17 protein-coding genes and 1 pseudogene are annotated in these 21,615 nt (G+C 55.7%); 13 read left to right on the top strand and 5 right to left on the bottom strand.

Features of this window, described 5'->3' with window-relative positions; translation table 11 throughout:
- Nucleotide 1 precedes the first annotated feature (1 nt).
- The 3 genes from IB226_RS17320 (at nucleotide 2) to IB226_RS17310 (ending at nucleotide 4,135) form a co-directional block, all read left to right on the top strand.
- On the top strand, nucleotides 2-1,531 hold the full coding sequence (locus IB226_RS17320; RefSeq protein WP_192236556.1) for an efflux transporter outer membrane subunit: 1,530 nt from the start codon (nucleotides 2-4) through the stop codon (nucleotides 1,529-1,531).
- A 417-nt stretch (nucleotides 1,532-1,948) separates the two neighbouring features.
- A complete protein-coding gene (locus tag IB226_RS17315) occupies nucleotides 1,949-2,350 on the top strand; it encodes an H-NS family nucleoid-associated regulatory protein (RefSeq protein WP_101761007.1) in 402 nt (133 codons plus the stop codon).
- A gap of 192 nt (nucleotides 2,351-2,542) precedes the next feature.
- The gene (locus IB226_RS17310; RefSeq protein WP_064741202.1) at nucleotides 2,543-4,135 is read left to right on the top strand and encodes an ABC-F family ATPase; all 1,593 of its coding nucleotides are present in this window, start codon (nucleotides 2,543-2,545) and stop codon (nucleotides 4,133-4,135) included.
- A gap of 82 nt (nucleotides 4,136-4,217) precedes the next feature.
- Here the strand turns inward: IB226_RS17310 and moeB are convergent, their stop codons facing one another.
- Both moeB and moeA read right to left on the bottom strand, forming a co-directional pair.
- The gene (gene moeB / locus IB226_RS17305; protein WP_192236555.1) at nucleotides 4,218-4,970 is read right to left on the bottom strand and encodes a molybdopterin-synthase adenylyltransferase MoeB; all 753 of its coding nucleotides are present in this window, start codon (nucleotides 4,968-4,970) and stop codon (nucleotides 4,218-4,220) included.
- A complete protein-coding gene (gene moeA / locus IB226_RS17300; RefSeq protein WP_304622223.1) occupies nucleotides 4,970-6,205 on the bottom strand; it encodes a molybdopterin molybdotransferase MoeA in 1,236 nt (411 codons plus the stop codon). The genes moeB and moeA overlap by 1 nt, the downstream gene beginning before the upstream one ends.
- A gap of 359 nt (nucleotides 6,206-6,564) precedes the next feature.
- Between moeA and IB226_RS17295 the strand changes: the two genes are divergently transcribed.
- From IB226_RS17295 to gsiD, 5 genes are all read left to right on the top strand, one after another.
- Nucleotides 6,565-7,530: an isoaspartyl peptidase/L-asparaginase family protein gene (locus IB226_RS17295; RefSeq protein WP_101761004.1), complete on the top strand. Its 966-nt coding sequence runs from the start codon at nucleotides 6,565-6,567 to the stop codon at nucleotides 7,528-7,530.
- A gap of 9 nt (nucleotides 7,531-7,539) precedes the next feature.
- Nucleotides 7,540-9,396 carry a glutathione ABC transporter ATP-binding protein GsiA gene (gene gsiA / locus IB226_RS17290; protein WP_101761003.1) on the top strand — a complete coding sequence of 619 codons (1,857 nt, stop codon included), beginning with the start codon at nucleotides 7,540-7,542 and terminating at the stop codon, nucleotides 9,394-9,396.
- A 63-nt stretch (nucleotides 9,397-9,459) separates the two neighbouring features.
- The gene (gene gsiB, locus IB226_RS17285) at nucleotides 9,460-10,995 is read left to right on the top strand and encodes a glutathione ABC transporter substrate-binding protein GsiB (RefSeq protein WP_192236553.1); all 1,536 of its coding nucleotides are present in this window, start codon (nucleotides 9,460-9,462) and stop codon (nucleotides 10,993-10,995) included.
- 49 nt (nucleotides 10,996-11,044) lie between these two features.
- Entirely contained in the window at nucleotides 11,045-11,965 is a 921-nt protein-coding gene (gene gsiC / locus IB226_RS17280; protein WP_192236552.1) for a glutathione ABC transporter permease GsiC, read from the top strand.
- Between the two features lie 10 nt (nucleotides 11,966-11,975).
- Nucleotides 11,976-12,881, top strand: a complete 906-nt coding sequence (gsiD, locus tag IB226_RS17275) for a glutathione ABC transporter permease GsiD (protein WP_192236551.1) — start codon at nucleotides 11,976-11,978, stop codon at nucleotides 12,879-12,881.
- Nucleotides 12,882-12,937: 56 nt separating this feature from the next.
- On the opposite strand, the gene IB226_RS17270 is transcribed toward gsiD, so the two are convergent.
- On the bottom strand, nucleotides 12,938-14,599 hold the full coding sequence (locus IB226_RS17270; protein WP_192236550.1) for a methyl-accepting chemotaxis protein: 1,662 nt from the start codon (nucleotides 14,597-14,599) through the stop codon (nucleotides 12,938-12,940).
- A gap of 114 nt (nucleotides 14,600-14,713) precedes the next feature.
- On the opposite strand from IB226_RS17270, the gene IB226_RS17265 reads away from it, so the two are divergent.
- Nucleotides 14,714-15,163: a DUF4385 domain-containing protein gene (locus IB226_RS17265; RefSeq protein WP_101760999.1), complete on the top strand. Its 450-nt coding sequence runs from the start codon at nucleotides 14,714-14,716 to the stop codon at nucleotides 15,161-15,163.
- Here IB226_RS17265 and rimO read toward each other — a convergent pair.
- Nucleotides 15,160-16,485 (bottom strand): 30S ribosomal protein S12 methylthiotransferase RimO, encoded by a 1,326-nt coding sequence (gene rimO / locus IB226_RS17260; RefSeq protein ID WP_192236549.1) that lies wholly within the window; start codon nucleotides 16,483-16,485, stop codon nucleotides 15,160-15,162. The genes IB226_RS17265 and rimO overlap by 4 nt on opposite strands.
- Nucleotides 16,486-16,800: 315 nt before the next feature.
- On the opposite strand from rimO, the gene IB226_RS17255 reads away from it, so the two are divergent.
- Together IB226_RS17255 and IB226_RS17250 are read left to right on the top strand one after the other, a co-directional pair.
- Nucleotides 16,801-17,436 (top strand): carbonic anhydrase, encoded by a 636-nt coding sequence (locus tag IB226_RS17255; protein WP_101760997.1) that lies wholly within the window; start codon nucleotides 16,801-16,803, stop codon nucleotides 17,434-17,436.
- 227 nt (nucleotides 17,437-17,663) lie between these two features.
- Complete coding sequence (locus IB226_RS17250) at nucleotides 17,664-18,797, top strand: PQQ-dependent sugar dehydrogenase (RefSeq protein ID WP_192236548.1); 1,134 nt, start codon at nucleotides 17,664-17,666, stop codon at nucleotides 18,795-18,797.
- 1 nt (nucleotide 18,798) lies between these two features.
- Here the strand turns inward: IB226_RS17250 and IB226_RS17245 are convergent, their stop codons facing one another.
- A complete protein-coding gene (locus tag IB226_RS17245) occupies nucleotides 18,799-19,455 on the bottom strand; it encodes an HAD family phosphatase (protein WP_101760994.1) in 657 nt (218 codons plus the stop codon).
- 275 nt (nucleotides 19,456-19,730) lie between these two features.
- Between IB226_RS17245 and IB226_RS17240 the strand changes: the two genes are divergently transcribed.
- Both IB226_RS17240 and IB226_RS17235 read left to right on the top strand, forming a co-directional pair.
- Nucleotides 19,731-20,936: a serine hydrolase gene (locus IB226_RS17240; RefSeq protein ID WP_101760993.1), complete on the top strand. Its 1,206-nt coding sequence runs from the start codon at nucleotides 19,731-19,733 to the stop codon at nucleotides 20,934-20,936.
- A 147-nt stretch (nucleotides 20,937-21,083) separates the two neighbouring features.
- Nucleotides 21,084-21,615 (top strand): annotated as a pseudogene (locus IB226_RS17235) (transposase); the annotation flags it as partial.

Below are 21,615 nucleotides of genomic sequence, written 5' to 3'. Positions count from 1 at the left end.
AATGAGTAAGTTTTCGCGCTCTACGCCGTCACTGACGTTGCTGGCGCTGTCACTGTTGCTGGCCGGATGCGCCGTAGGACCTGATTATCAGCCGCCGCAGGCGCACACACCTGGCGGTTACCATGATTTGCCTTCACAGCAAGCGTCTAAGCCGCTGGCGGCAGCAACCAATCCGCTGTGGTGGAAAAGCTTTAACGATCCGCAGCTTGATAGCCTGATTGAGCGCGCTATTGCCGGCAACTTAACGCTGCAACAATCGGTGCTGCGTATTGCCGGGGCGCGTGAGCAGCTGGCGCAGGCGCGCGGTGGGTTATTCCCTTCGCTTAACGGCTCGGCAAAAGTGACCCGTCAGCAGCTCGGTTTAAAAGGCTTGCTGAAATCCAACGGCGTTTATGACCAGGTTGATAGCGATGTCGCCAGCCAGCTCAACGGTTTAGACCATTCTGTCACCCTGTATCAGGGCAGCTTTGACGCCAGCTGGGAGCTGGATCTATGGGGCAAAGTACGCCGCCAGATGGAAGCCGCGGATGCGCAGCAGCAGGCGGCCATTGAGCAACGCAACGATGCGCTGGTCTCGCTGGAAGCCGAAGTGGCGCGCGCCTATCTGCAATTGCGCGGTTCGCAGGCGGTGCTGGCGACCTTGCAGCAGCAAATTGAGGTCGCGCAGCAAACCTGGGAACTGACAAAGAGCCAGCAGCAAAACGGCTTAGCGCCGACCACGGATGTGGAAAATGCCCGCGCGCAATTAGCCTCGCTGAATGCGCAGCTGCCGCAATATCAGGCGCAGCAGTTGCAGGCAATGAACGGTTTGGCGGTGCTACTGGGTAAAACACCGGGCGCGCTGGATAACGAGCTGATGAGCAAAAAACCGCTGCCTGATTTGCCGAAATTGGTGCCGGTGGGCATTCCGTCGACGCTGGCGCGGCGACGTCCGGATATTCGCCAGGCTGAAGCCACACTGCATGCGCAGACCGCGAATATTGGCGTATCCGTTGCCGAGCTGTTCCCCAGCTTGTCGCTCACCGGGCAACTGGGCGTGCGAAATACCGATGCCAGCTATCTGGATGACTGGAGCAGCCACTTCTTCAGCGTTGGTCCGTCGCTGTCGATTCCAATTTTTCAGGGCGGCCGTTTAGTGTCCAGCGTAAAATTGGCGCGCGCGCAGCAAGCCAGCGCGGCGCTCGATTATCGGCAAACGGTATTAACTGCGCTGCAGGATGTGGAGAACGCGTTGGTCAGTTATCGCGCCGATCAGCAGCAGGTTATAGCGCTGGATGAAACCACCGGCGCACTGCAACGTGCATTTGATTTGGCCAGCGACAGTTATCGTCAGGGTATTTCCACCTTCCTCGATGTATTAGATGCGCAGCGACAACTGGCGCAAGCTAAAGCGCAATCGACGCAGGCGCGGATGCAAAGTGCACTTGATTTAGTGGCGTTATATAAAGCGCTGGGCGGTGGCTGGGAACCTTATCAAAACGTCAATTTGCCAGACTATTCTGTGTTTGGTCCCGCAACGGAAGTGCATTAATTTCCCTTAGCAGCCGGTTAAACACCGGCTTTTTTTATCGGCACGATATGAAAAAATGAGATTCTTCTCTCATCCCGGGCAATATAATAATCCGTGATGAAAACGGGTTTTACGTTACACCATTAATCCTTGCTTACCATTATGCTCACTAATGCTGCAGCGCGTAATAGCCGCTAAATGATTGTTTATTACCTGGGAATATTGCTTTGAAATCGATTCCAGTTGCTACATATGGAACACATTACGGTTGTTAATTCAGGGTTAATTAAAGCGGTTATCCGCGTTTTAAACCCTAACGTAAGAAATATGTAAGCAACTTCAGATTAATCCGGGCAATAAAATTAATTTATTTTTTTATTTGAATTAGGTAATCTTGCCACTACAGTTTATTTAACCCCCTTAAGCAAGGACATTGTGATGAGTGACGCATTTAAAGTTCTGAACAACATTCGCACATTACGTGCGCAGGCTCGTGAACTGCCATTGAGCGATCTGGAAGAAATTCTGGAAAAATTAACGGTTGTCGTGACTGAACGTCGTGACGAAGTAAACGCTGAAGAAGCGCAGAACCGCGAAAAAGAAGAGAAGCTGTCTAAATATCGCGAAATGCTGCTGGCTGATGGTATTGACCCGAACGAATTACTGGGCGCTCTGGAAGTTGGTAAAAAACGCGCTAAGCGTGCACCACGCCCGGCAAAATATTCCTACACCGACGAAAACGGTGAAGTAAAATCATGGACCGGTCAGGGCCGTACACCAGCAGCGATTAAAAAAGCGCTGGATTCAGGTAAAAGCCTCGACACTTTCCTGATCAAATAATCCGCACAATCCTTGTAAGTGGGAGCCGGGGGCAAATGCCCCCGGCTTTTTTGTTGTTTTTATTTCTTTATGAGCAACAACACCTTTAGCCCAACGTAACGTCTGCCTCTGGCGCAGAGGTGGCGTCCGGGTGCCCGCTTCTGGCATAATGCCCGCTGTTTTTTCCTCCACTGCGTAACAAAGGTCAATGCCGTGTTAGTTTCCAGCAATATCACCATGCAGTTCGGCAGTAAGCCGCTGTTCGAAAATATCTCCGTTAAATTTGGCGGCGGTAATCGTTACGGTTTAATCGGTGCGAACGGCAGCGGTAAATCTACCTTTATGAAAATACTGGGCGGCGATTTGGCGCCAACGGGTGGAAATGTTTCCCTCGACCCAAATGAGCGTATCGGTAAGTTACGTCAGGACCAATTTGCCTTCGAGCAATATAGTGTGCTGGACACCGTGATCATGGGCCACAATGAATTGTGGGCAGTGAAGCAAGAGCGTGACCGTATATATGCATTGCCAGAAATGAGCGAAGAGGAAGGCTATAAAGTGGCCGACCTTGAAGTCGAATACGGCGAGATGGACGGTTACAGTTCAGAATCACGTGCCGGTGAATTATTACTGGGTGTTGGCATTCCTGTGGAGCAGCATTACGGTCCGATGAGCGAAATTGCGCCGGGCTGGAAATTGCGTGTCCTTTTAGCGCAGGCATTATTTGCCAATCCTGATATTTTGTTGCTCGATGAACCGACCAACAACCTGGATATCGATACCATTCGTTGGTTGGAGCAAGTGCTCAACGAACGTAACAGCACCATGATCATCATTTCGCATGACCGTCACTTCCTGAATATGGTGTGCACGCACATGGCGGATCTGGATTACGGCGAACTGCGCGTTTATCCGGGTAATTATGACGAATATATGACCGCGGCTACCCAGTCACGCGAACGTTTATTATCGGATAACGCCAAGAAGAAAGCGCAAATTGCCGATCTGCAATCGTTTGTTAGCCGTTTTAGCGCCAACGCCTCTAAATCGCGTCAGGCGACTTCGCGTGCTAAACAGATTGATAAAATTAAGCTGGAAGAAGTTAAAGCCTCCAGCCGTCAAAACCCGTTTATCCGTTTTGATCAGGATAAGAAGCTGTTCCGTAATGCGCTGGAAGTTGAAGCGCTGACCAAAGGTTTTGATAACGGTCCGCTGTTTAATAAACTCAACCTGATGTTAGAAGTCGGCGAGAAATTGGCGATTCTCGGTGCCAATGGTATCGGTAAAACTACGCTGCTGAAAACGCTGGTCGGTGAACATACGCCGGATAGCGGCACAGTGAAATGGTCTGAGAATGCGCGCATTGGTTATTACGGCCAGGATCACGCGGAAGACTTCGCTGACGATCTGACGGTATTCGACTGGATGAGCCAGTGGAAGCAGGAAGGCGATGACGAGCAGGCGGTGCGCAGTATTCTTGGTCGTCTGCTGTTTGGTCACGACGAGATCAACAAGCCCGCTAAGGTGCTGTCCGGTGGTGAGAAGGGTCGCATGCTGTTTGGCAAGCTGATGATGCAAAAGCCAAACATCCTGATCATGGATGAACCGACTAACCACCTGGATATGGAATCGATCGAGTCGCTCAACATGGCGCTGGAGATGTACGAAGGCACCCTGATTTTTGTCTCGCACGACCGTGAGTTTGTGAGCTCGCTGGCTACCCGCGTGATGGAGATGAAAGCCGATCGTATTATCGACTTCACGGGTAACTATGAAGATTACCTGCGCAGCCAGGGTATTGTTTAATTGTGAAAAACCAGGTGCGCATGAATGCGCACCCTACGAAAACCCGCGACTTACATCTGTAAGGTCGTCATTCATGGCGACCTTATTCACCACACACTTCACAATGCGCATCCTGCGCCACCTTCATGCTGCGGAACTCCGCGCTCATCGCGTCGTACATCAATAAGCGTGCGCTAGCAGGTTGACCGAACGCCGTCAGCACTTTTAAGGTTTCCATCGCCTGCATTGCACCGACCACACCCACCAACGGCGCCATCACGCCGGCTTCAACGCAACTTAATACCTGATCGCCAAACAAGCGGCTGATGCAGCGATAACACGGCTCGCCGGGCTGCCAGGTAAACACGCTGAGCTGGCCTTCCATGCGAATCGCTGCGCCGGAAATCAGCGGCACCTTGTGCTGAAAACAGAGGCGGTTGATCTGCTCGCGGGTATCGACGTTATCGGTGCAATCCACCACCGCATCATGGCGCGCAATTAATGTGCTGAGCTGCGCGTCATCCAGCTGCGCATCAATCGGCTCCAGCTGGCAATGCGGATTAATTGCCGCCAATTGCTGCTGCGCCGAGGCGACTTTCGCTACGCCAATTTTCGCATCACTGTGCAGGATCTGGCGCTGGAGATTACTGAGGCTAACGCTATCGAAATCGAGCAACGTGAGATGTCCCACACCCGCCGATGCCAGATAGGGCGCCGCCGCACAGCCGAGTCCGCCGAGGCCGATCACCAACACCTGTGCCGCCTTTAGCTTTTCCTGTCCATCAAAATCAAAACCGCGCAGGACAATCTGACGGTTATAGCGCAGCATCTCTTTGTCGCTCAACTCAACGCTCATTAGCCCTCCAGCAGGCTATTAAAGGCTTCGATCTCCACCCATTCGCCCGGTTCCACATCGCCGCGCTCGCGCTCCAGCACCACAAAGCAGTTAGCCAGCGCGAACGAGCTGAACACATGCGAACCTTGCGCACCAGTGCTGCGCACTTCCAGCACGCCATCGTCACCGCGGCTGAAAATCGCACGCTGGAAGTCGAGACGACCCGGCGATTTCTTCAAACGTTGCGTAGCACGCGCGCGTTGGCGTAGCGGCATGATGCGCGTGGTTTGGCCGGTTAAGGTGGCCAGCAGCGGCTGAACTAATTGATAGAAGGTTACGGCCGCAGAAACCGGATTGCCCGGTAAACCGCAGAACCAGCTGTTGGCCAGGCGACCAAAAGCAAAGGGTTTGCCCGGTTTGATCGCCAGTTTCCAGAAGGTGATAGCGCCGAGCTCTTCCAGTATCGCACGGGTGAAATCGGCTTCGCCAACCGACACGCCGCCGGTGCTGATCACCACATCGGCCTGGCGATCGGCTTCGGTAAAGGCGGTACGCAGCGCCGCCTGATCGTCGGCAATCACGCCGAGATCGATCACTTCGCAGCCCAGCTTGTTAAGCATTAACGCCACGGTAAAGCGGTTGGTATCGTAAATCTGACCTTCCGCCAGCGGCTGGCCGACCGCCTGCAGTTCATCGCCGGTGGAGAAGATTGCCACGCGCAGTTTGCGCAGCACGCTGACTTCAGCAATCCCCAGCGACGCCAGCAGCGGCAGTTCGGCCGCACCAAGGCGCACTCCGGCGTCCAGCACCTGTTTGCCCGCCTGAATGTCTTCACCGATGCGACGAATATTTTGCGCAGCCTGCACCGGCGCGGTAATGACAATGCCGCCGTCGCGTTGCTCCGTTTGCTCCTGCATCACCACGGCATCACAACCGGCGGGAATTGGCGCGCCGGTCATGATGCGGATCACGCTGCCCGCGGGCCACGCACCGTTAAACGGCGCACCGGCGAAGGCTTTACCGGCCACCGGGAACACGCGATCGGGTGCGATGTCGGCCAGACGCAGCGCGTAACCATCCATCGCCGAGTTATCAAACGAGGGCACATCGAGCGGCGAGTTGATCGGCCTGGCGGTGATGCGTCCGGCGGCCTCAAACAGCGAGACGTTGATCGAATCGCTAATCGGCGTCAGTTGTTGCAGCATCTTTTGCTGCGCGTCTTCGAGGGAGATTAATCCTGCGGTAAAAGGTTCCATGTCCATCTCTGTCTGGTTAATTTCAGATGCGGTCTATTATGGGTAATGCGTGGCTGTTAAGCGAGAGTGCACTTTACTCAATCACTGCACATTCCGTAGCGGCGCAATTTATTGCGCGATAAATCGCGCCGCTACGGAATGTGCGAATGGTAAAAATGGTTTTCCTGTTTTACAGGTGCGCATCCGCTAAGCACATCACAACCAAAAAAGCATAATCCACAATAAAAGGTTATGACCGCGCAGGCAGTTTCTGCTTTACAAGATGAGGGTGCCTTTCTATAGTCGAAAATTGCCAAAAAAAGATGAAAACCATTCTAAATCAGTGTTTTTGGTTCTGATTCCTTAACAGGGTACCGGTTATGGCTAAAGCAGTTATCGCAATTCACGGCGGTGCGGGCGCGATTACGCGTGCGGCAATGAGCGCCGAAAAAGAGCAGCACTATCGTCAGCAACTCACCGCAATCGTTACCGCAGGCCAGCAAATTCTTGCGGCGGGCGGCAGCGCGTTAGATGCCGTTACCGAAGCCGTACGCCTGCTGGAAGAGTGTCCGCTGTTTAACGCGGGCAAGGGCGCGGTGTTCACTCATCAGGGCACGCATGAACTCGATGCCAGCATTATGGATGGCCGCACGCTGGACGTCGGCGCGGTCGCGGGCGTCAGCCACATCCGCAATCCGATTCTGGCGGCGCGTAAGGTGCTGGAGAATAGCCCGCACGTACTGTTTATCGGTGCGGGCGCAGAAGCTTTCGCCGCTGAGCAAGGTTTAGCGCCGGTCGACGCCGATTTCTTCTCCACGCCGGAGCGCTGGGAGCAGCTGCAGCGCGCGCTGCACAGCCAGCAGATGGTGCTGGATCACGATGGCGAAGCAAACAGTCACAGCGACGATCCGCTGGACCCGGATCGCAAATTCGGCACCGTCGGTGCGGTCGCGCTCGATCTTCAGGGTAATCTGGCGGCCGCCACCTCAACCGGCGGCATGACCAACAAACAGGCCGGTCGCGTGGGCGATTCGCCTTTAGTCGGCGCAGGCTGCTACGCCAGCAACGACACCGTAGCGGTCTCCTGTACCGGTACCGGCGAAGTGTTTATCCGCACGCTCGCCGCTTACGACGTGGCGGCGCAGATGCATTACGCCGGACGCTCGCTGCAACAGGCCACCGCCAACGTCATTCATGACAAAGTGCAGGAGCTGGAAGGCAGCGGCGGGCTGATTGCCATTGACGCCGCAGGCAATGTGGCGCTGCCGTTTAACAGCGAAGGCATGTATCGCGGATTCGCCTATGTGAATGGCGATGTTGAGGTAGCGATTTACCGCGACAGCTAAGGAGCAGGCATGACGGACCAACAGCTGCAGTTTGCGCCGGAGCAGGTTCTGGCGGTGCGCGATCTTAACGTGCGCTTTGAGCATGAAGGGCGCATTACCGAAGCGGTACGCAACCTGTCGCTCGACCTGCATCGCGGTGAAACTCTGGCGCTGGTGGGCGAATCGGGCTCGGGCAAATCCGTCACCTCGCTGGCGCTGATGCGCTTGATTCAGCAGGCCGGCGGCGAAGTGAGCGGAGATATCCAGCTGCGGCGTCGCAATGGCGAGGTGCTGGATGTGATGCGCGCGTCGAACGGTCAGATGCGCAAAGTGCGCGGCGCCGATATGGCGATGATCTTTCAGGAGCCGATGACCTCGCTCAACCCGGTGTTCACCGTCGGCGAGCAGATTGCGGAATCCATCCGTCTGCATCAGGGTAAAAGTCACCAACAGGCGCTGGCGGAAGCGCGGCGCATGCTCGATCTGGTGCGCATTCCCGAAGCGCAAAATGTGTTATCACGCTATCCGCATCAACTCTCAGGCGGCATGCGCCAGCGCGTGATGATTGCCATGGCGCTGTCTTGCAAACCGGCGCTGCTGATTGCCGACGAACCTACCACCGCACTCGACGTCACTATTCAGGCGCAAATTCTGCAGTTGATCCGTGTGCTGCAAAAAGAGATGCAGATGGGGGTGATTTTCATCACCCATGATATGGGCGTAGTGGCGGAGATGGCCGATCGCGTGCAGGTGATGTATCGCGGCGATGTGGTAGAGCGCGCGTCGGTGCAGCAGCTGTTTGCCGATCCGCAGCAGCCCTATACCCGCGCGTTGCTGGCGGCGGTGCCCAAACTGGGGGCGATGCACGGCCAGCCGCTGCCGGCTAAATTTCCCTTATTGCATAGCAACGGACGTGAAGAACAGGCCGCACCGCAGGACACGGTGCGTCACGATCGACCGCCGATTTTGCAGGTGCGCGATTTAGTCACGCGCTTTGATATTCGCGGCGGCTTGCTCAATCGCGTTAAACGCCGCGTGCACGCGGTCGAGAAAGTCAGTTTCGATCTCCATGCCGGTGAAACGCTGGCGCTTGTGGGTGAATCCGGCTGCGGAAAATCCACTACCGGGCGTTCGCTGCTGCGGCTGGTAGCCAGCCAGGGCGGCACCATTACTTTTGACGGCCAACGCATCGATGCGCTGCAGGGCAATGCGCTGGCGTCGCTGCGTCGCGATATCCAGTTTATCTTCCAGGATCCTTACGCCTCGCTCGATCCGCGTTTGACCGTGGGTTTTTCGATCATGGAACCGCTGCTGGTGCACAAAACGCTGGATCGTCGTCAGGCAGAGAAGCGCGTTGCCTGGCTGCTGGAGCGTGTCGGCCTGCTGCCGGAACATGCGCAGCGTTATCCGCACGAATTTTCCGGCGGCCAGCGCCAGCGCATCTGCATTGCGCGCGCGCTGGCGCTCAATCCCAAAGTGGTGATCGCCGATGAATCGGTGTCGGCGCTGGATGTGTCGATTCAGGCGCAAATCATCAACCTGATGCTCGATTTACAGCGTGAATTTGGTATCGCTTTCTTATTTATCTCGCACGATATGGCGGTGGTGGAACGCATCAGCCATCGCGTGGCGGTGATGTATCTCGGACAAATTGTGGAAATGGGGCCGCGTCAGGCGGTATTTGAGCAGCCGCGCCATCCCTACACCAAAAAACTGATGGCCGCGGTGCCGGTGGCCGATCCGGCCCATCGGCATCGTGAGCGGGCGCTGATGGTGGATGAGATCCCCAGCCCGATTCGCCCGCTGGGCGATGAGCCAGAAGTGGCGCCTTTACTGGAAGTGGCACCGGGCCATTTTGTCGCCCGGCACGCAATTAGCGGCGCCTGAGCAGCAAACAACCGCACATCTTTGGATGTCGCGCATGACAGGGATTACAGGAGAACGATAACGATGCACCATATTATGCGAAAAGGGGTTATCACTGCCGGTTTGTTGAGTTCGGCGCTGGCGCTGCCCGCGTGGGCGGCGAAAGATGCGGTGATTGCGGTGGCCTCGACTTTTACCACGCTCGATCCGTATGACGCTAACGATACGCTGTCGCAGGCGGTGGCGAAGTCCTTCTATCAGGGCTTGTTCGGCTTCGATAAAGACATGAAGCTGACCAACGTGCTGGCGGAAAGTTATCAGGCGAGCAGCGACGGCCTGACCTACACCATCAAGCTGCGCGCCGGCGTGAAATTCCAGGATGGCACTGACTTCAATGCCGAAGCGGTGAAGGTGAACCTTGATCGCGCCAGCAATCCGGATAACCATCTCAAACGCTATAACCTGTTCAAATATATCGCCACCACCGAAGTGGTCGATCCGAGCACAGTGAAAATCACCCTGAAGCAGCCGTTCTCGGCCTTCATTAATAATCTCGCGCATCCGGCGGCGGTGATGATTTCCCCGACCGCGCTGAAGAAATATGGCAAAGATATCGGCTTCCATCCGGTAGGAACCGGCCCGTTTGCCTTTGATACCTGGAACCAGACCGACTTCGTGAAAGTGAAGAAGTGGGACGGCTACTGGAAAAAAGGCTATCCGAAGCTGGATAGCATTACCTGGCGTCCGGTGGTGGATAACAACACCCGCGCGGCGATGCTGCAAACTGGCGAAGCGAGCTTTGCTTTCCCAGTGCCGTTCGAGCAGGCCAAACTGCTGGAAGGCAACAGCAAGCTCGATGTGGTCACCACGCCGTCAATCATGCAGCGCTACATCAGCCTCAACGTGACGCAAAAGCCGTTTGATAATCCGAAAGTGCGTGAAGCGCTGGAGTACGCCATCAACCGTCAGGCACTGGCAAAAGTCGCCTTTGCCGGTTACGCCACGCCAGCCACCGGCATCGTGCCGCCGAGCATCGACTTTGCGCAGAGCTATCCGGCAATCAAATATGATCCGGCCAAAGCGCGCGAACTGCTGAAAGAAGCGGGCTTCCCGAACGGTTTCGAAACCACGTTGTGGTCTTCGCACAACCACAGCACCGCGCAGAAAGTGCTGCAGTTCACCCAGCAGCAGCTGGCACAGGTGGGCGTGAAGGTGAAAGTGACGGCGATGGATGCCGGTCAGCGTGCCGCTGAAGTAGAGAGCAAAGGGCAGAAAGAGAGCGGTGTACGCATGTTCTACACCGGCTGGTCCGCCTCGACCGGTGAAGCCGACTGGGCGCTGACGCCGCTGTTCGCCACCACTTCATGGCCGCCAGCAATCTTCAACACCGCGTTCTACAGCAATCCGCAGGTGGATAAAGATCTCGCCGATGCGCTGAAAACCACCGATCGCGATCAGAAAGCTAAGCTGTACAAAGACGCGCAGGATCGCATCTGGAACGATCATCCGTGGATCCCGCTGGTGGTGGAACAACTGCTGTCAGCCAACAATAAAAACCTCAGCGGTTTTTATGTCATGCCCGATACCTCATTCAATCTTGATGAGGCCGATCTGAAGTAACAGACGCGGCCAGCCTTAGCGGGCTGGCCGATGCTGCGCAGGACTTCGCATGCTCAACTATTTTCTCAAACGATTACTGGGACTGATTCCCACGCTGCTGATTGTGGCGGTGCTGGTGTTCCTGTTCGTCCATTTGCTGCCAGGCGATCCGGCGCGCCTGATTGCCGGCCCGGAAGCGGATGCCTCGGTGGTGGCGCTGGTGCGTCAGGATCTCGGCCTCGATCAGCCGCAGCTCAAGCAGTTCTGGCACTTTATGATCAATGCGGTGCAGGGCGATTTCGGCCATTCGCTGGTCTCGAAACGTCCGGTAATTGACGAAATTGCCGCGCGCTTTTTCCCGACGCTGTGGCTGACACTCAGCAGCATGGTGTGGGCGGTGATATTCGGTATGGCGATTGGCATCACCTCGGCGGTGTGGCGCAATCGCTGGCCGGATCGCATCGGCATGACGCTGGCGGTGTCAGGCATCTCGTTCCCGGCGTTTGCGCTCGGCATGCTGCTGATGCAGGTGTTTTCTGTCGAGCTCGGCTGGTTGCCGACCGTTGGCGCGGATAGCTGGAAACACTACATTTTGCCATCGATCACCTTGGGTGCAGCGGTGGCGGCGGTGATGGCACGCTTCACCCGCGCGTCGTTCGTGGAGGTGATGCAGGAAGATTACATGCGCACCGCGCGCGCCAAAGGGGTGCGCGAATCGCTGGTGGTGGTGAAACACGGCCTGCGCAACGCGATGATCCCGGTGGTCACCATGATGGGCCTGCAGTTTGGTTTCCTGCTCGGCGGCTCGATTGTGGTGGAAGTGGTGTTCAACTGGCCAGGCTTAGGCCGCTTGCTGGTGGATTCGGTCGAGATGCGCGATTACCCGGTGATTCAGGCCGAAGTGCTGCTGTTCTCGCTGGAGTTCATCCTGATTAACCTGATTGTCGATGTGCTGTACGCGGCAATCAACCCGGCAATTCGCTACAAGTAAGGAGTTGCAATTGAAGAACTGGCGACGAGCCGCGGCATTGAAAACCCTGCCGACTATCACGGAAAACCGGGTACGTACGCCGTGGCGCGAATTCTGGCGACGCTTTCGCCGTCAGCATGTGGCGCTGCTGGCCGGAGTGTTTGTGCTGCTGCTGATCGTGGTGGCGTTTATCGCGCCGCTGATTGCGCCATTTGATGCGGAAAACTATTTCGATTACGACCGGCTAAACGAAGGGCCGTCGCTGATGCACTGGTTTGGCGTTGACTCGTTGGGGCGCGATATCTTCAGCCGTGTGCTGGTGGGCACGCGTATCTCGCTGATCGCCGGTTTCTTCTCGGTGGCGATCGGCGCGCTGATCGGCACCGTTTTAGGTCTGCTGGCGGGCTATTACGAAGGCTGGTGGGATCGCATCACCATGCGTATCTGCGATGTGCTGTTCGCTTTCCCCGGCATTCTGCTGGCGATTGCGGTGGTGGCGATTATGGGCAGCGGCATGAGCAACGTGATTGTCGCGGTGGCGATCTTCAGCATTCCGGCGTTTGCCCGTTTGGTGCGCGGCAATACGCTGGTGCTGAAACATCAAACCTATATTGAGTCGGCACGCAGTATTGGCGCGTCGGACTGGACCATAATTATGCGTCACATCCTGCCCGGCACGGTGTCGTCGATTGTGGTCTATTTCACCATGCGTATCGGTACCTCGATTATCACGGCGGCGAGTTTGTCCTTTCTCGGCCTCGGCGCGCAGCCGCCCACGCCGGAGTGGGGCGCGATGCTCAATGAAGCGCGCGCCGATATGGTAATTGCGCCGCATGTCGCCATCTTCCCGAGCCTGGCGATTTTCCTCACCGTGCTGGCGTTTAACCTGCTGGGTGATGGTTTGCGTGATGCGCTGGATCCCAAATTGAAGACCTGATGGTGGGTCCGGTCGCCATTTATGGCGACCTCTTCAATAACCGCACCACTCCGGTCTTAAAACGTTTCCCAATTGTCATTACTGTGCGCGGCGGCAGGCTGCGCGCGGGTTGGTGTTATCACCGGTTTCACCACTTTCGCCACCGTTGCAGTCGCCTGGCGCGTGCCGGTTTTGAAGCGGGCCACCGCAGAAGAGAGGCTGCTGGCCTGCTGCTCCAGCGACGCTGAGGCGTTAGCCGATTCCTGCACCAGCGTGGCGTTCTGCTGCGTGACGCGATCCATCTCGTTCACCGCCTGACCAATCTGGTCGATGCCGCGGCTCTGCTCATCGGACGCTGAAGCAATCTCGCCCATGATATCGGTGACGCGGGTAACAGCGCTGACGATTTCCTGCATGGTTTCACCGGCGCTGCTCACCTGCTGCGAACCGGTGTTGACACGCTGCACGGAATTCTCAATCAGCAGTTTGATCTCTTTCGCCGCCTGAGCGCTGCGCTGTGCCAGATTGCGCACTTCACCCGCTACCACGGCAAAACCGCGTCCTTGTTCACCGGCGCGCGCCGCTTCAACTGCCGCGTTGAGCGCGAGGATGTTGGTCTGGAAGGCGATGCCATCAATCACGCTGGTGATATCGGCGATTTTCTTCGAGCTGTCGGCGATATCGCGCATGGTTTTCACCACACCATCCACCACGTTGCCGCCTTTATCGGCGGTTTCCGAGGCGGTTTTCGCCAGCTGCGTGGCCTGACGCGCGTTATCGGCATTCTGTTTCACCGTGGCGGTAAGCTGTTCCATGCTGGCGGCGGTCTCTTCCAGCGATGCCGCTTGCTGCTCGGTGCGTGAAGAGAGATCGTTATTGCCGGTGGCAATCTCGCTGGCGCTGCCAAAAATCGCATCCGCGCTATCACGCACATTGTTAATGGTGCTGAGCAGCGACTGCTGCATATGGTTGAGGCTGGCGGCAATCGATGCCATTTCACTGCGGCCTTCCACCTGCAAACGGGCGGAGAGATCGCCGTCGGCGAAGCGCTCCATCTGCTGCTGCACCTGCTTCATCGGTGCCAGCAGGATGCGACGCACCAGAATCCACACCGCAACCAGCAACAGCACCACAACTATCGCCATCACGGCGACCAACACCAGCATGTGCTGATAGTTATTATCATATTCCGCGTTGCGCTCGGCCAGCAGCTGCACGTTGTGCTCGCGCCATTGCTTGTACGCGACTTCCAGATCGTCCTGCGCCTGCTGGGCGTCAAGGTTGCCATAGGCGGCGTAATCATTGGCTTTCAGGAACGCTGCCGACTGTTTCAGTAATTCTGCGAAGGCAGCAAATTTAGCGTCGACTACACTGGCTGAATCAGCGCTTTGTCCGGCAATGCGCGGCATGCTCTGGTAGAGGTCATAATGTTGCTTTGCTTCATCCAGTGACGCACCCGCGCTGATCAGCAGTTTGTTGATGGCGGCGACGGACGCTTCATCCGTCTGTTTTTTCAGGATACGAATGGCGACGCGGTTAATGATCACGCGCGTTTTCACCAGCGTTTGCCAACCGTCGGCCAGCTCACGCTGCTGATGTGACAGCTGATTACTGGTGGTGAAATTATGCTGTCCGGTAATCAGTGATGATAAAAACAGCGAGCCGGAAATCGCCTGCATCGCGGTGAAAACCACCAATATCATCATGATGGCTGTCACAATTTTCATTCGTTTAAACATAGGTGCGTCTCTGAGGAAGTAGGCTGATATCCAGGTTATCGGTATAAAAGCAAATCGCTTAAGTGCCAGCAGGAAATAATTACGTCACGGGACGATGAGAGGCGGGAAAAACAGATGAAAGCGTTTAACTACGAGCAGGATTTCAAGCACATCAATTTTCGCCAGCAGCCTGAGCTGTATCAGGTGGGGCGCGGCGAGCAGGGCGTGCTGATGGTCGAGCCCTATAAAAGTGAGATTCTGCCGCACTGGCGTTTTCGCACCGTCGAGCTGGCAAAAGAATCTTCACAGCAGATTATGCAGCTGTTTGAGGCATATCGCGCGCAGGACGATTTTGTCGGTATGGATATGGCGCGCAAATATATTCAGATGGGTTATACGCGTGCACGCCGCTACAGTAATCATCAGGGCGGGCGTAAATATGACGAGGCGGGCAACGAACTGCCGCGTACCACAGAAAAAGAGAAGGCCGCTGCGGCGGCCGTTTTCAAAGCGTGCTGGGATAAACTGCGCGCGGATACAGACTATCTGGCGCGCAAGCGTGCGCACCAGCAGAAGTATGGTTAAACGCGCGTGCCCCACAGATCGTATTCATCGGCGTGTTCCACTTTAACGCGGACCACGTCGCCGACTTTCACCTGACGATCGCCGTTCAGATAAACCGCGCCATCGATTTCCGGGGCGTCAGCCATGCTGCGTCCCACCGCGCCTTCTTCGTCCACTTCATCAATCAGCACCAGCACTTCGCGGCCGATTTTCTCCTGCAGACGTTCGCTGGAGATGTTCTGCTGCAGCTGCATGAAGCGATCAAAACGATCCTGCTTCACGTCGTCCGGTACCTGATCCGGCAGTTGGTTAGCAGTTGCGCCATCTACCGGGCTGTACTGGAAGCAGCCAACGCGATCGAGGCGCGCTTCCTGCAGGAAGTCGAGCAGCATCTGGAAATCTTCTTCGGTTTCACCGGGGAAACCGACGATAAAGGTTGAACGCAGCGTCAGCTCCGGACAGATTTCACGCCAGCGCTTAATGCGCTCCAGCGTACGCTCTACCGCGCCGGGACGCTTCATCAGCTTGAGGATGCGCGGGCTGGCGTGCTGCAGCGGAATATCGAGGTACGGCAGAATCTTGCCTTCGGCCATCAGCGGGATCACATCATCCACATGCGGATAAGGATAAACGTAGTGCAGACGCACCCACACGCCGAGTTTGGCTAACTGCTCGCACAGGCTCACCATGCTGGTTTTCACCGGCGATCCGTTCCAGAAACCGGTGCGATGTTTAACATCCACGCCGTAAGCGGAGGTGTCTTGTGAGATTACCAGCAGCTCTTTCACGCCCGCTTCAACCAGACGTTTAGCTTCGTCGAGCACCGAACCGATTGGGCGGCTATCAAGATCGCCACGCATTGATGGAATGATGCAGAAGGTGCAGCGATGGTTGCAGCCTTCGGAAATTTTCAGGTAGGCGTAATGGCGCGGCGTCAGTTTGACACCTTGCTCTGGCACTAAACTCAGGAACGGATTGTGTTCTGGTTTCGGCACATAAGTGTGCACATGCGACAGCACCTGCTCGTAGCTGTGCGGGCCAGTGATCTCCAGCACTTTCGGATGCACTTCGCGGATCTGATCCACTTTGGCACCGAGGCAACCGGTGACGATCACTTTGCCGTTTTCATTCAGCGCTTCACCAATCGCTTCCAGAGATTCCTGTACGGCGCTGTCAATAAATCCACAGGTGTTAACGATGACGATCTCCGCATCATCGTAGCGTGGCACCACGTCATAGCCTTCAGTACGCAGCTCCGTCAGGATGCGTTCAGAGTCGACGAGGTTTTTCGGACAGCCGAGGGAGACGAACCCCACGCGCGGTGGATTTTTGACATGGCTCATAAGGATAAAAATTCATCATAATTAGTGTGGATAGGGGGGCGATTGTACAGAGGTTGCCGGGGAAAATGTATAGGCTGTGTAAGAATCTCCTTATGGGGTAACTAATGCATGATGATTGTGCTTAACTCTGTTGGCGGTGCGGCTCACTCGCTGGCGCAATGGCCCTCTGTGGCGATCCGAGTTGTGTAAGCTGGCGCCTTTTGCTTAAATGTTGGGTCGGTGAAGGTAAGTTGTTATCTTCACTGAAAATTTCAAATCGCACTGATAGTGAATCCTCACTGCCAGGGCAGAAGTGGATAATGTGAGAGCAGACATATGCAAGAGATCGTCAAAGGTTTTCTGAATTTTCAACAGAATGTGTTCCCTGAAAGGAAGGATCTTTTCAAAAGTTTGGCATCCAACCAAAATCCCAAAGCCCTGTTTATCTCCTGCTCAGACAGCCGTCTGGTGCCAGAGCTGGTGACGCAGTCGGAGCCGGGTCAGCTGTTCGTGATCCGAAACGCCGGTAATATCGTGCCACCGTTTGGTCCAGAGCCGGGCGGCGTGTCCGCAACCATTGAGTACGCGGTTGTCGCTTTGGGCGTGACCGAAATTATTATTTGTGGTCACTCTAACTGCGGTGCCATGAACGCCATTGCTTCCAATGCCGATCTCGAAACCATGCCCGCGGTCGATCACTGGTTGCACTACGCCAACGCGGCGAAAGCGGTGGTGGAAGAGCGTAACTACGATTCCGTTGAGAAGCGTCTCAACGAAATGGTGAAAGAGAACGTGATTGCGCAGCTGAACAATATCAAAACACACCCTTCCGTAGCGGTAGCGCTGCGTAAAGGCAAAATTCGCCTGCATGGATGGGTTTATGATATTGAGAGTGGCGGAATCATTGCCCTGACCAAAGGCGGTGAATCCTTTATTTCGCTGTCGGAAAACCCGGAAACCTGCTTCGAGTAATTCCGCCTAACCACCTGCATTGCAGGTGGTTATCCTCGCAACAGTGCGCCAATCACACTTATCGATCTGCGTCCGGGCATCGACGAGATGGTATGCAATGTGCTGACCTTGCCCGCACAGTAAATTCTCGCCCGGCGGCGTGCCGGGCTTAATGTTTTGTAAATCCTGCACATCCTTTGTCGCGCGCTGACTACGCTTTACGGCAGACCGCGATAAAGGAGAATGCCATGCGTTTACTGCCCGCCGCGCTACTGTTTGGCGCTTTAAGCACGTCCTTACCGTTATTCGCTGCCGATGTGCAGGTTCAGGTGCTTCAGGACAAGCTCGACCATCCGTGGTCCGTGGCTTTTCTACCCGATAATCAAACGCTGTTAATCACTGAACGATCCGGCCAGCTGCGCAGTTGGCAGCCGGGTAAAGGCTCGTCGCCACCGATCGGCGGGGTGCCGAAGGTGTGGGCGAATCGTCAGGGTGGCTTGCTGGATGTGGTGCTGGCACCGGACTTCGCCGAAAGCCGCCGCGTGTGGCTCAGCTACACCACCGCCGATGCCAGCGGTCGGGCGGGTGGCGTGGTGGGTTATGGTCGCCTGAGCGATGACAACCGTCAGCTGAGTGACTTTAAAGTGGTGCTGGAGCAAACGCCGAAGCTGTCGGGCGGCGCCAATATCGGCACGCGACTGGCATTTGATCGCCAGGGCTTTCTCTATATCGCCTTCGGTGACAACTTCGCCAGCAGCAGCGCGCAACAGCTGGATAAGCTCTCCGGTAAAATCGTGCGTCTGACCAAAGACGGTGAAATCCCGCCGGACAATCCGTTTGTTGATCGTCAAGGCGCGCGCGCGGAAATCTGGTCCTACGGCATGCGCAATCCGCAAGGGCTGGCGCTCAATCCGTGGACGCAGCAAATATGGGAAAGCGAACACGGCCCGCGCGGGGGTGATGAGGTCAACATCCCCGAGAAGGGCAAAAATTACGGCTGGCCGCTGGCGACGCACGGCATTGATTACAGCGGGCAGAAAGTGCCGGAAGCAAAGGGCAGTGAAGTGGAAGGCACTGAGCAACCGCTGCATTTCTGGAAAGTCTCGCCGGCCATCAGCGGCATGGCGTTCTACAACAGCGCGCGTTTCCCGCAGTGGAAAAATTCCCTGTTTATTGGTGCGCTGAAAGAGAAGAGTTTGATTCGCTTGCAGGTCAACGGCGAGAAAGTGGTGGAGGAGCAGAGATTGCTGGAAAATCGTGGTGAGCGTATTCGAGATGTGCGTCAAGGCCCGGATGGTTATCTGTACGTGCTAACCGATGAATCCAACGGCAAGCTGCTGAAAGTGGGGCTGCCAGACACAGCCAGCGCCCCACGCGGTTAAATTAGCGAGCCCAGTTACACACTTCCCATCCGCGCTGTTGTGCTTCCTGCAGCAGCAGCGGATTGGGATTGACCACCCACGCATGATCGGCATGTGCCAGCAGCGGTAAATCATTCATCGAATCGCTGTAAGCCCAGGTGCGTTCAAAGCGTTGATCTTGCTGTAAGGCTTTCCAGTCACTGAGGCGTGTCACTTTACCTTCGCGATAGGTCATGGTGCCGTAGGTTTGTCCGCTGTAGCGTTCATCCACCACTTCCACGCCAATCGCCAGCGCGCCGTGTACACCAAGGCGTTCGGCGATGGGCACCGCAAGATGATCGCCGCTGGCGGTGATGATCATTACCGTGTCGCCGCGCTGCTGGTGCCACGCAATACGCTCGCGGGCGGCAGGGAACACGCGCGGCATGATGTCGCGATGGATAAAGCGGCGTACCCAGCCTTCAACGGTCATCGTAGCCATGCCGGCGAGTGGCGCCAGCGTGGTGTTCATATACTCTTCAATGGATAACGTACCGGTGTGATATTGCTCCATCAGGATTTTCTCCTGCTGGATGATCTCTTCGGGGGCAAAGCCCTGTGAAACCAACCAGCGCAGCCAGAGGCTGGTGCTGTCTTCACAAATCAGGGTTTCGTCCAAATCGAAAATGGCTAAGTCCATCGCGGCTCTCCTCAGGCTGACTGAGTTCAGGTTAGCGGAAATTTGTGACTGGCTTAACCGTTCTGCGAAAAATCGGAATTACACGCAAATTTTTTCGGAAGTCAGATGGGCAAAAGTGGCGGCGCTGCGCGGTTGGTGCCAGGGTTACTCTAATAAACTCTATAAAACTTTACGATTGAGCGGTTTTTTTCGCTGGCCTGAACCGTTAGCGTGGGGCAAGACATGTCTTGCCTGCAAGAAAACCGAGATTTAACAAGGACAATCTGGTCACGCTCATGAGAAAAAACACCTTCGCTTCTGTCTGGCGGCCGTTGGCTGCGTCTTCACTTCTTTTACTCTTTATCCCCGCAGCCACCCTGGCTGAACAGGCACCTGCGGCACCGCAAATTGACGCCAAAGCCTGGATTTTAATGGATTACAACAGCGGCAAAGTGTTGGCGGAATCCAATGCCGATCAACGCCTCGATCCCGCCAGTTTGACCAAAATGATGACCAGCTATGTGGTCGGCCAGGCACTGAAATCGGGCAAGATTCACAACGATGACATGGTTACCATCGGCCAGGATGCGTGGGCAACCGGCAATCCCAAGCTGCGCGGCTCATCGCTGATGTTCCTTAAGCCCGGCGATCGCATTCCGGTCTCTGAGCTGAATAAAGGTGTGGTGATTCAATCTGGCAACGATGCCTGTATCGCGCTGGCTGATTATGTCGCGGGCAGCCAGGATTCGTTTATCGGGTTGATGAACAACTACGTCAAAGCCTTTGGCCTGCAAAACACCCACTTTATGACGGTACACGGCCTGGACGCCGAAGGGCAGTACAGCACCGCGCGTGATATGGCGATTATCGGCCAGCGCCTGATTAGCGATGTGCCGGAAGAGTATGCGATCAACAGTGAAAAAGAGTTCACCTTCAATAAGATTAAGCAGATGAACCGCAACCGTCTGCTGTGGAGCACCAATCTCAAGGTGGATGGCATTAAAACCGGTCACACCTCCGGCGCGGGTAACAATCTGGTGGCGTCGGCAACCGAAGGCGATATGCGGCTGATTTCAGTGGTGCTCGGTGCGGCGACCGATGCCACGCGTTTCCGCGAAAGTGAGAAGTTGCTGACGTGGGGCTTCCGCTTCTATGAAACCGTGACGCCGATTAAGGCCGATAAACCGTTTGCGCAGCAGCGCGTTTGGTTTGGCGATCGCAGCCAGGTCAATCTTGGCGTCGCAAAAGACGCCGCGATCACCGTGCCAAAAGGGCAGATGAAAAACCTCAAGGCCAGCTTTACCCTGAATTCACCGCAGCTGGAAGCGCCGCTGGAGAAGAATCAGGTGGTGGGCACTATCGATTTCCAGCTGGACGGCAAAACCATTGAGCAACGTCCGCTGGTGACGATGGAAGCGGTGCCGGAAGGTGGCTTTGTTGGCCGCATTTGGGATTTCATCATGATGAAATTCCACGGCTGGTTCGGGAAGTGGTTTAGTTAATAAAAAACGGTGCGCATCAAGCGCACCGCTTTGTAGGGTCGCCATTTATGAACTGCACCCCAAATGTTGGACCATAATCTGACATTGATGGAGTGACCCCGAGCCCATAGACAAATCTGCCCTATATTTTGAGCATAGGAGGAGTCTATGGGCACACCACGATTTACCCCTGAGTTTAAAGAAGAAGCCGTCCGCCAGATCACCGAGCGGGGCTATTCCGTCGCCGACGTTTCTGAACGCTTGGGCGTCTCGCAACACAGCCTTTATAAATGGATCCGCTCTATAAAACCTGATGCTAGCGGGCACCAGGCGCAGGATCTGCTGGATGCCCGGACGGAGATCCTCCGGTTGAAAGCGCAGCTCAAGCGAACTGAGGAGGAGCGGGATATCCTGAAAAAGGCGGCGCGGTACTTTGCAAGGGAGCCCGACTAAAGTACCGCTTCATTAACGATCACCGTCAGGTCTGGTCGATCACACTAATGTGTCGGGTTCTGAAGGTTGCCCGTTCCGGTTTTTACGTCTGGCTCCACTGCCCGGTATCAGCCGGAGAGGAGGATAATCAGCGGCTGCTGACGCTTATCCGCGACTCTTATACCCTGAGTGGCGGCGTCTATGAGTACCGGCGTGTCCACAGTGACCTGCGAGAAATCGGAGAGGTATGCAGTAAAAACAGGGTAGC

This window comes from Pantoea sp. PNT03 (genome assembly GCF_014852515.1).
In the GTDB taxonomy this organism is placed as follows: Bacteria; Pseudomonadota; Gammaproteobacteria; order Enterobacterales; family Enterobacteriaceae; genus Pantoea; species Pantoea leporis.
Note: the sequence above shows the minus strand (reverse complement) of the source record. Positions and strands in the feature narration are given on the sequence as shown.

What these genes read in the sequence shown, in the direction of transcription:
- IB226_RS17320 (WP_192236556.1), top strand. Translation starts at nt 2, where the DNA reads ATGAGTAAGTTTTCGCGCTCTACGCCGTCACTGACGTTGCTGGCGCTG.
- IB226_RS17315 (WP_101761007.1), top strand. Translation starts at nt 1,949, where the DNA reads ATGAGTGACGCATTTAAAGTTCTGAACAACATTCGCACATTACGTGCG.
- moeB (WP_192236555.1), bottom strand. Translation starts at nt 4,970, where the DNA reads ATGAGCGTTGAGTTGAGCGACAAAGAGATGCTGCGCTATAACCGTCAG.
- moeA (WP_304622223.1), bottom strand. Translation starts at nt 6,205, where the DNA reads ATGGAACCTTTTACCGCAGGATTAATCTCCCTCGAAGACGCGCAGCAA.
- IB226_RS17295 (WP_101761004.1), top strand. Translation starts at nt 6,565, where the DNA reads ATGGCTAAAGCAGTTATCGCAATTCACGGCGGTGCGGGCGCGATTACG.
- gsiA (WP_101761003.1), top strand. Translation starts at nt 7,540, where the DNA reads ATGACGGACCAACAGCTGCAGTTTGCGCCGGAGCAGGTTCTGGCGGTG.
- gsiB (WP_192236553.1), top strand. Translation starts at nt 9,460, where the DNA reads ATGCACCATATTATGCGAAAAGGGGTTATCACTGCCGGTTTGTTGAGT.
- gsiC (WP_192236552.1), top strand. Translation starts at nt 11,045, where the DNA reads ATGCTCAACTATTTTCTCAAACGATTACTGGGACTGATTCCCACGCTG.
- IB226_RS17270 (WP_192236550.1), bottom strand. Translation starts at nt 14,599, where the DNA reads ATGTTTAAACGAATGAAAATTGTGACAGCCATCATGATGATATTGGTG.
- IB226_RS17265 (WP_101760999.1), top strand. Translation starts at nt 14,714, where the DNA reads ATGAAAGCGTTTAACTACGAGCAGGATTTCAAGCACATCAATTTTCGC.
- rimO (WP_192236549.1), bottom strand. Translation starts at nt 16,485, where the DNA reads ATGAGCCATGTCAAAAATCCACCGCGCGTGGGGTTCGTCTCCCTCGGC.
- IB226_RS17255 (WP_101760997.1), top strand. Translation starts at nt 16,801, where the DNA reads ATGCAAGAGATCGTCAAAGGTTTTCTGAATTTTCAACAGAATGTGTTC.
- IB226_RS17250 (WP_192236548.1), top strand. Translation starts at nt 17,664, where the DNA reads ATGCGTTTACTGCCCGCCGCGCTACTGTTTGGCGCTTTAAGCACGTCC.
- IB226_RS17245 (WP_101760994.1), bottom strand. Translation starts at nt 19,455, where the DNA reads ATGGACTTAGCCATTTTCGATTTGGACGAAACCCTGATTTGTGAAGAC.
- IB226_RS17240 (WP_101760993.1), top strand. Translation starts at nt 19,731, where the DNA reads ATGAGAAAAAACACCTTCGCTTCTGTCTGGCGGCCGTTGGCTGCGTCT.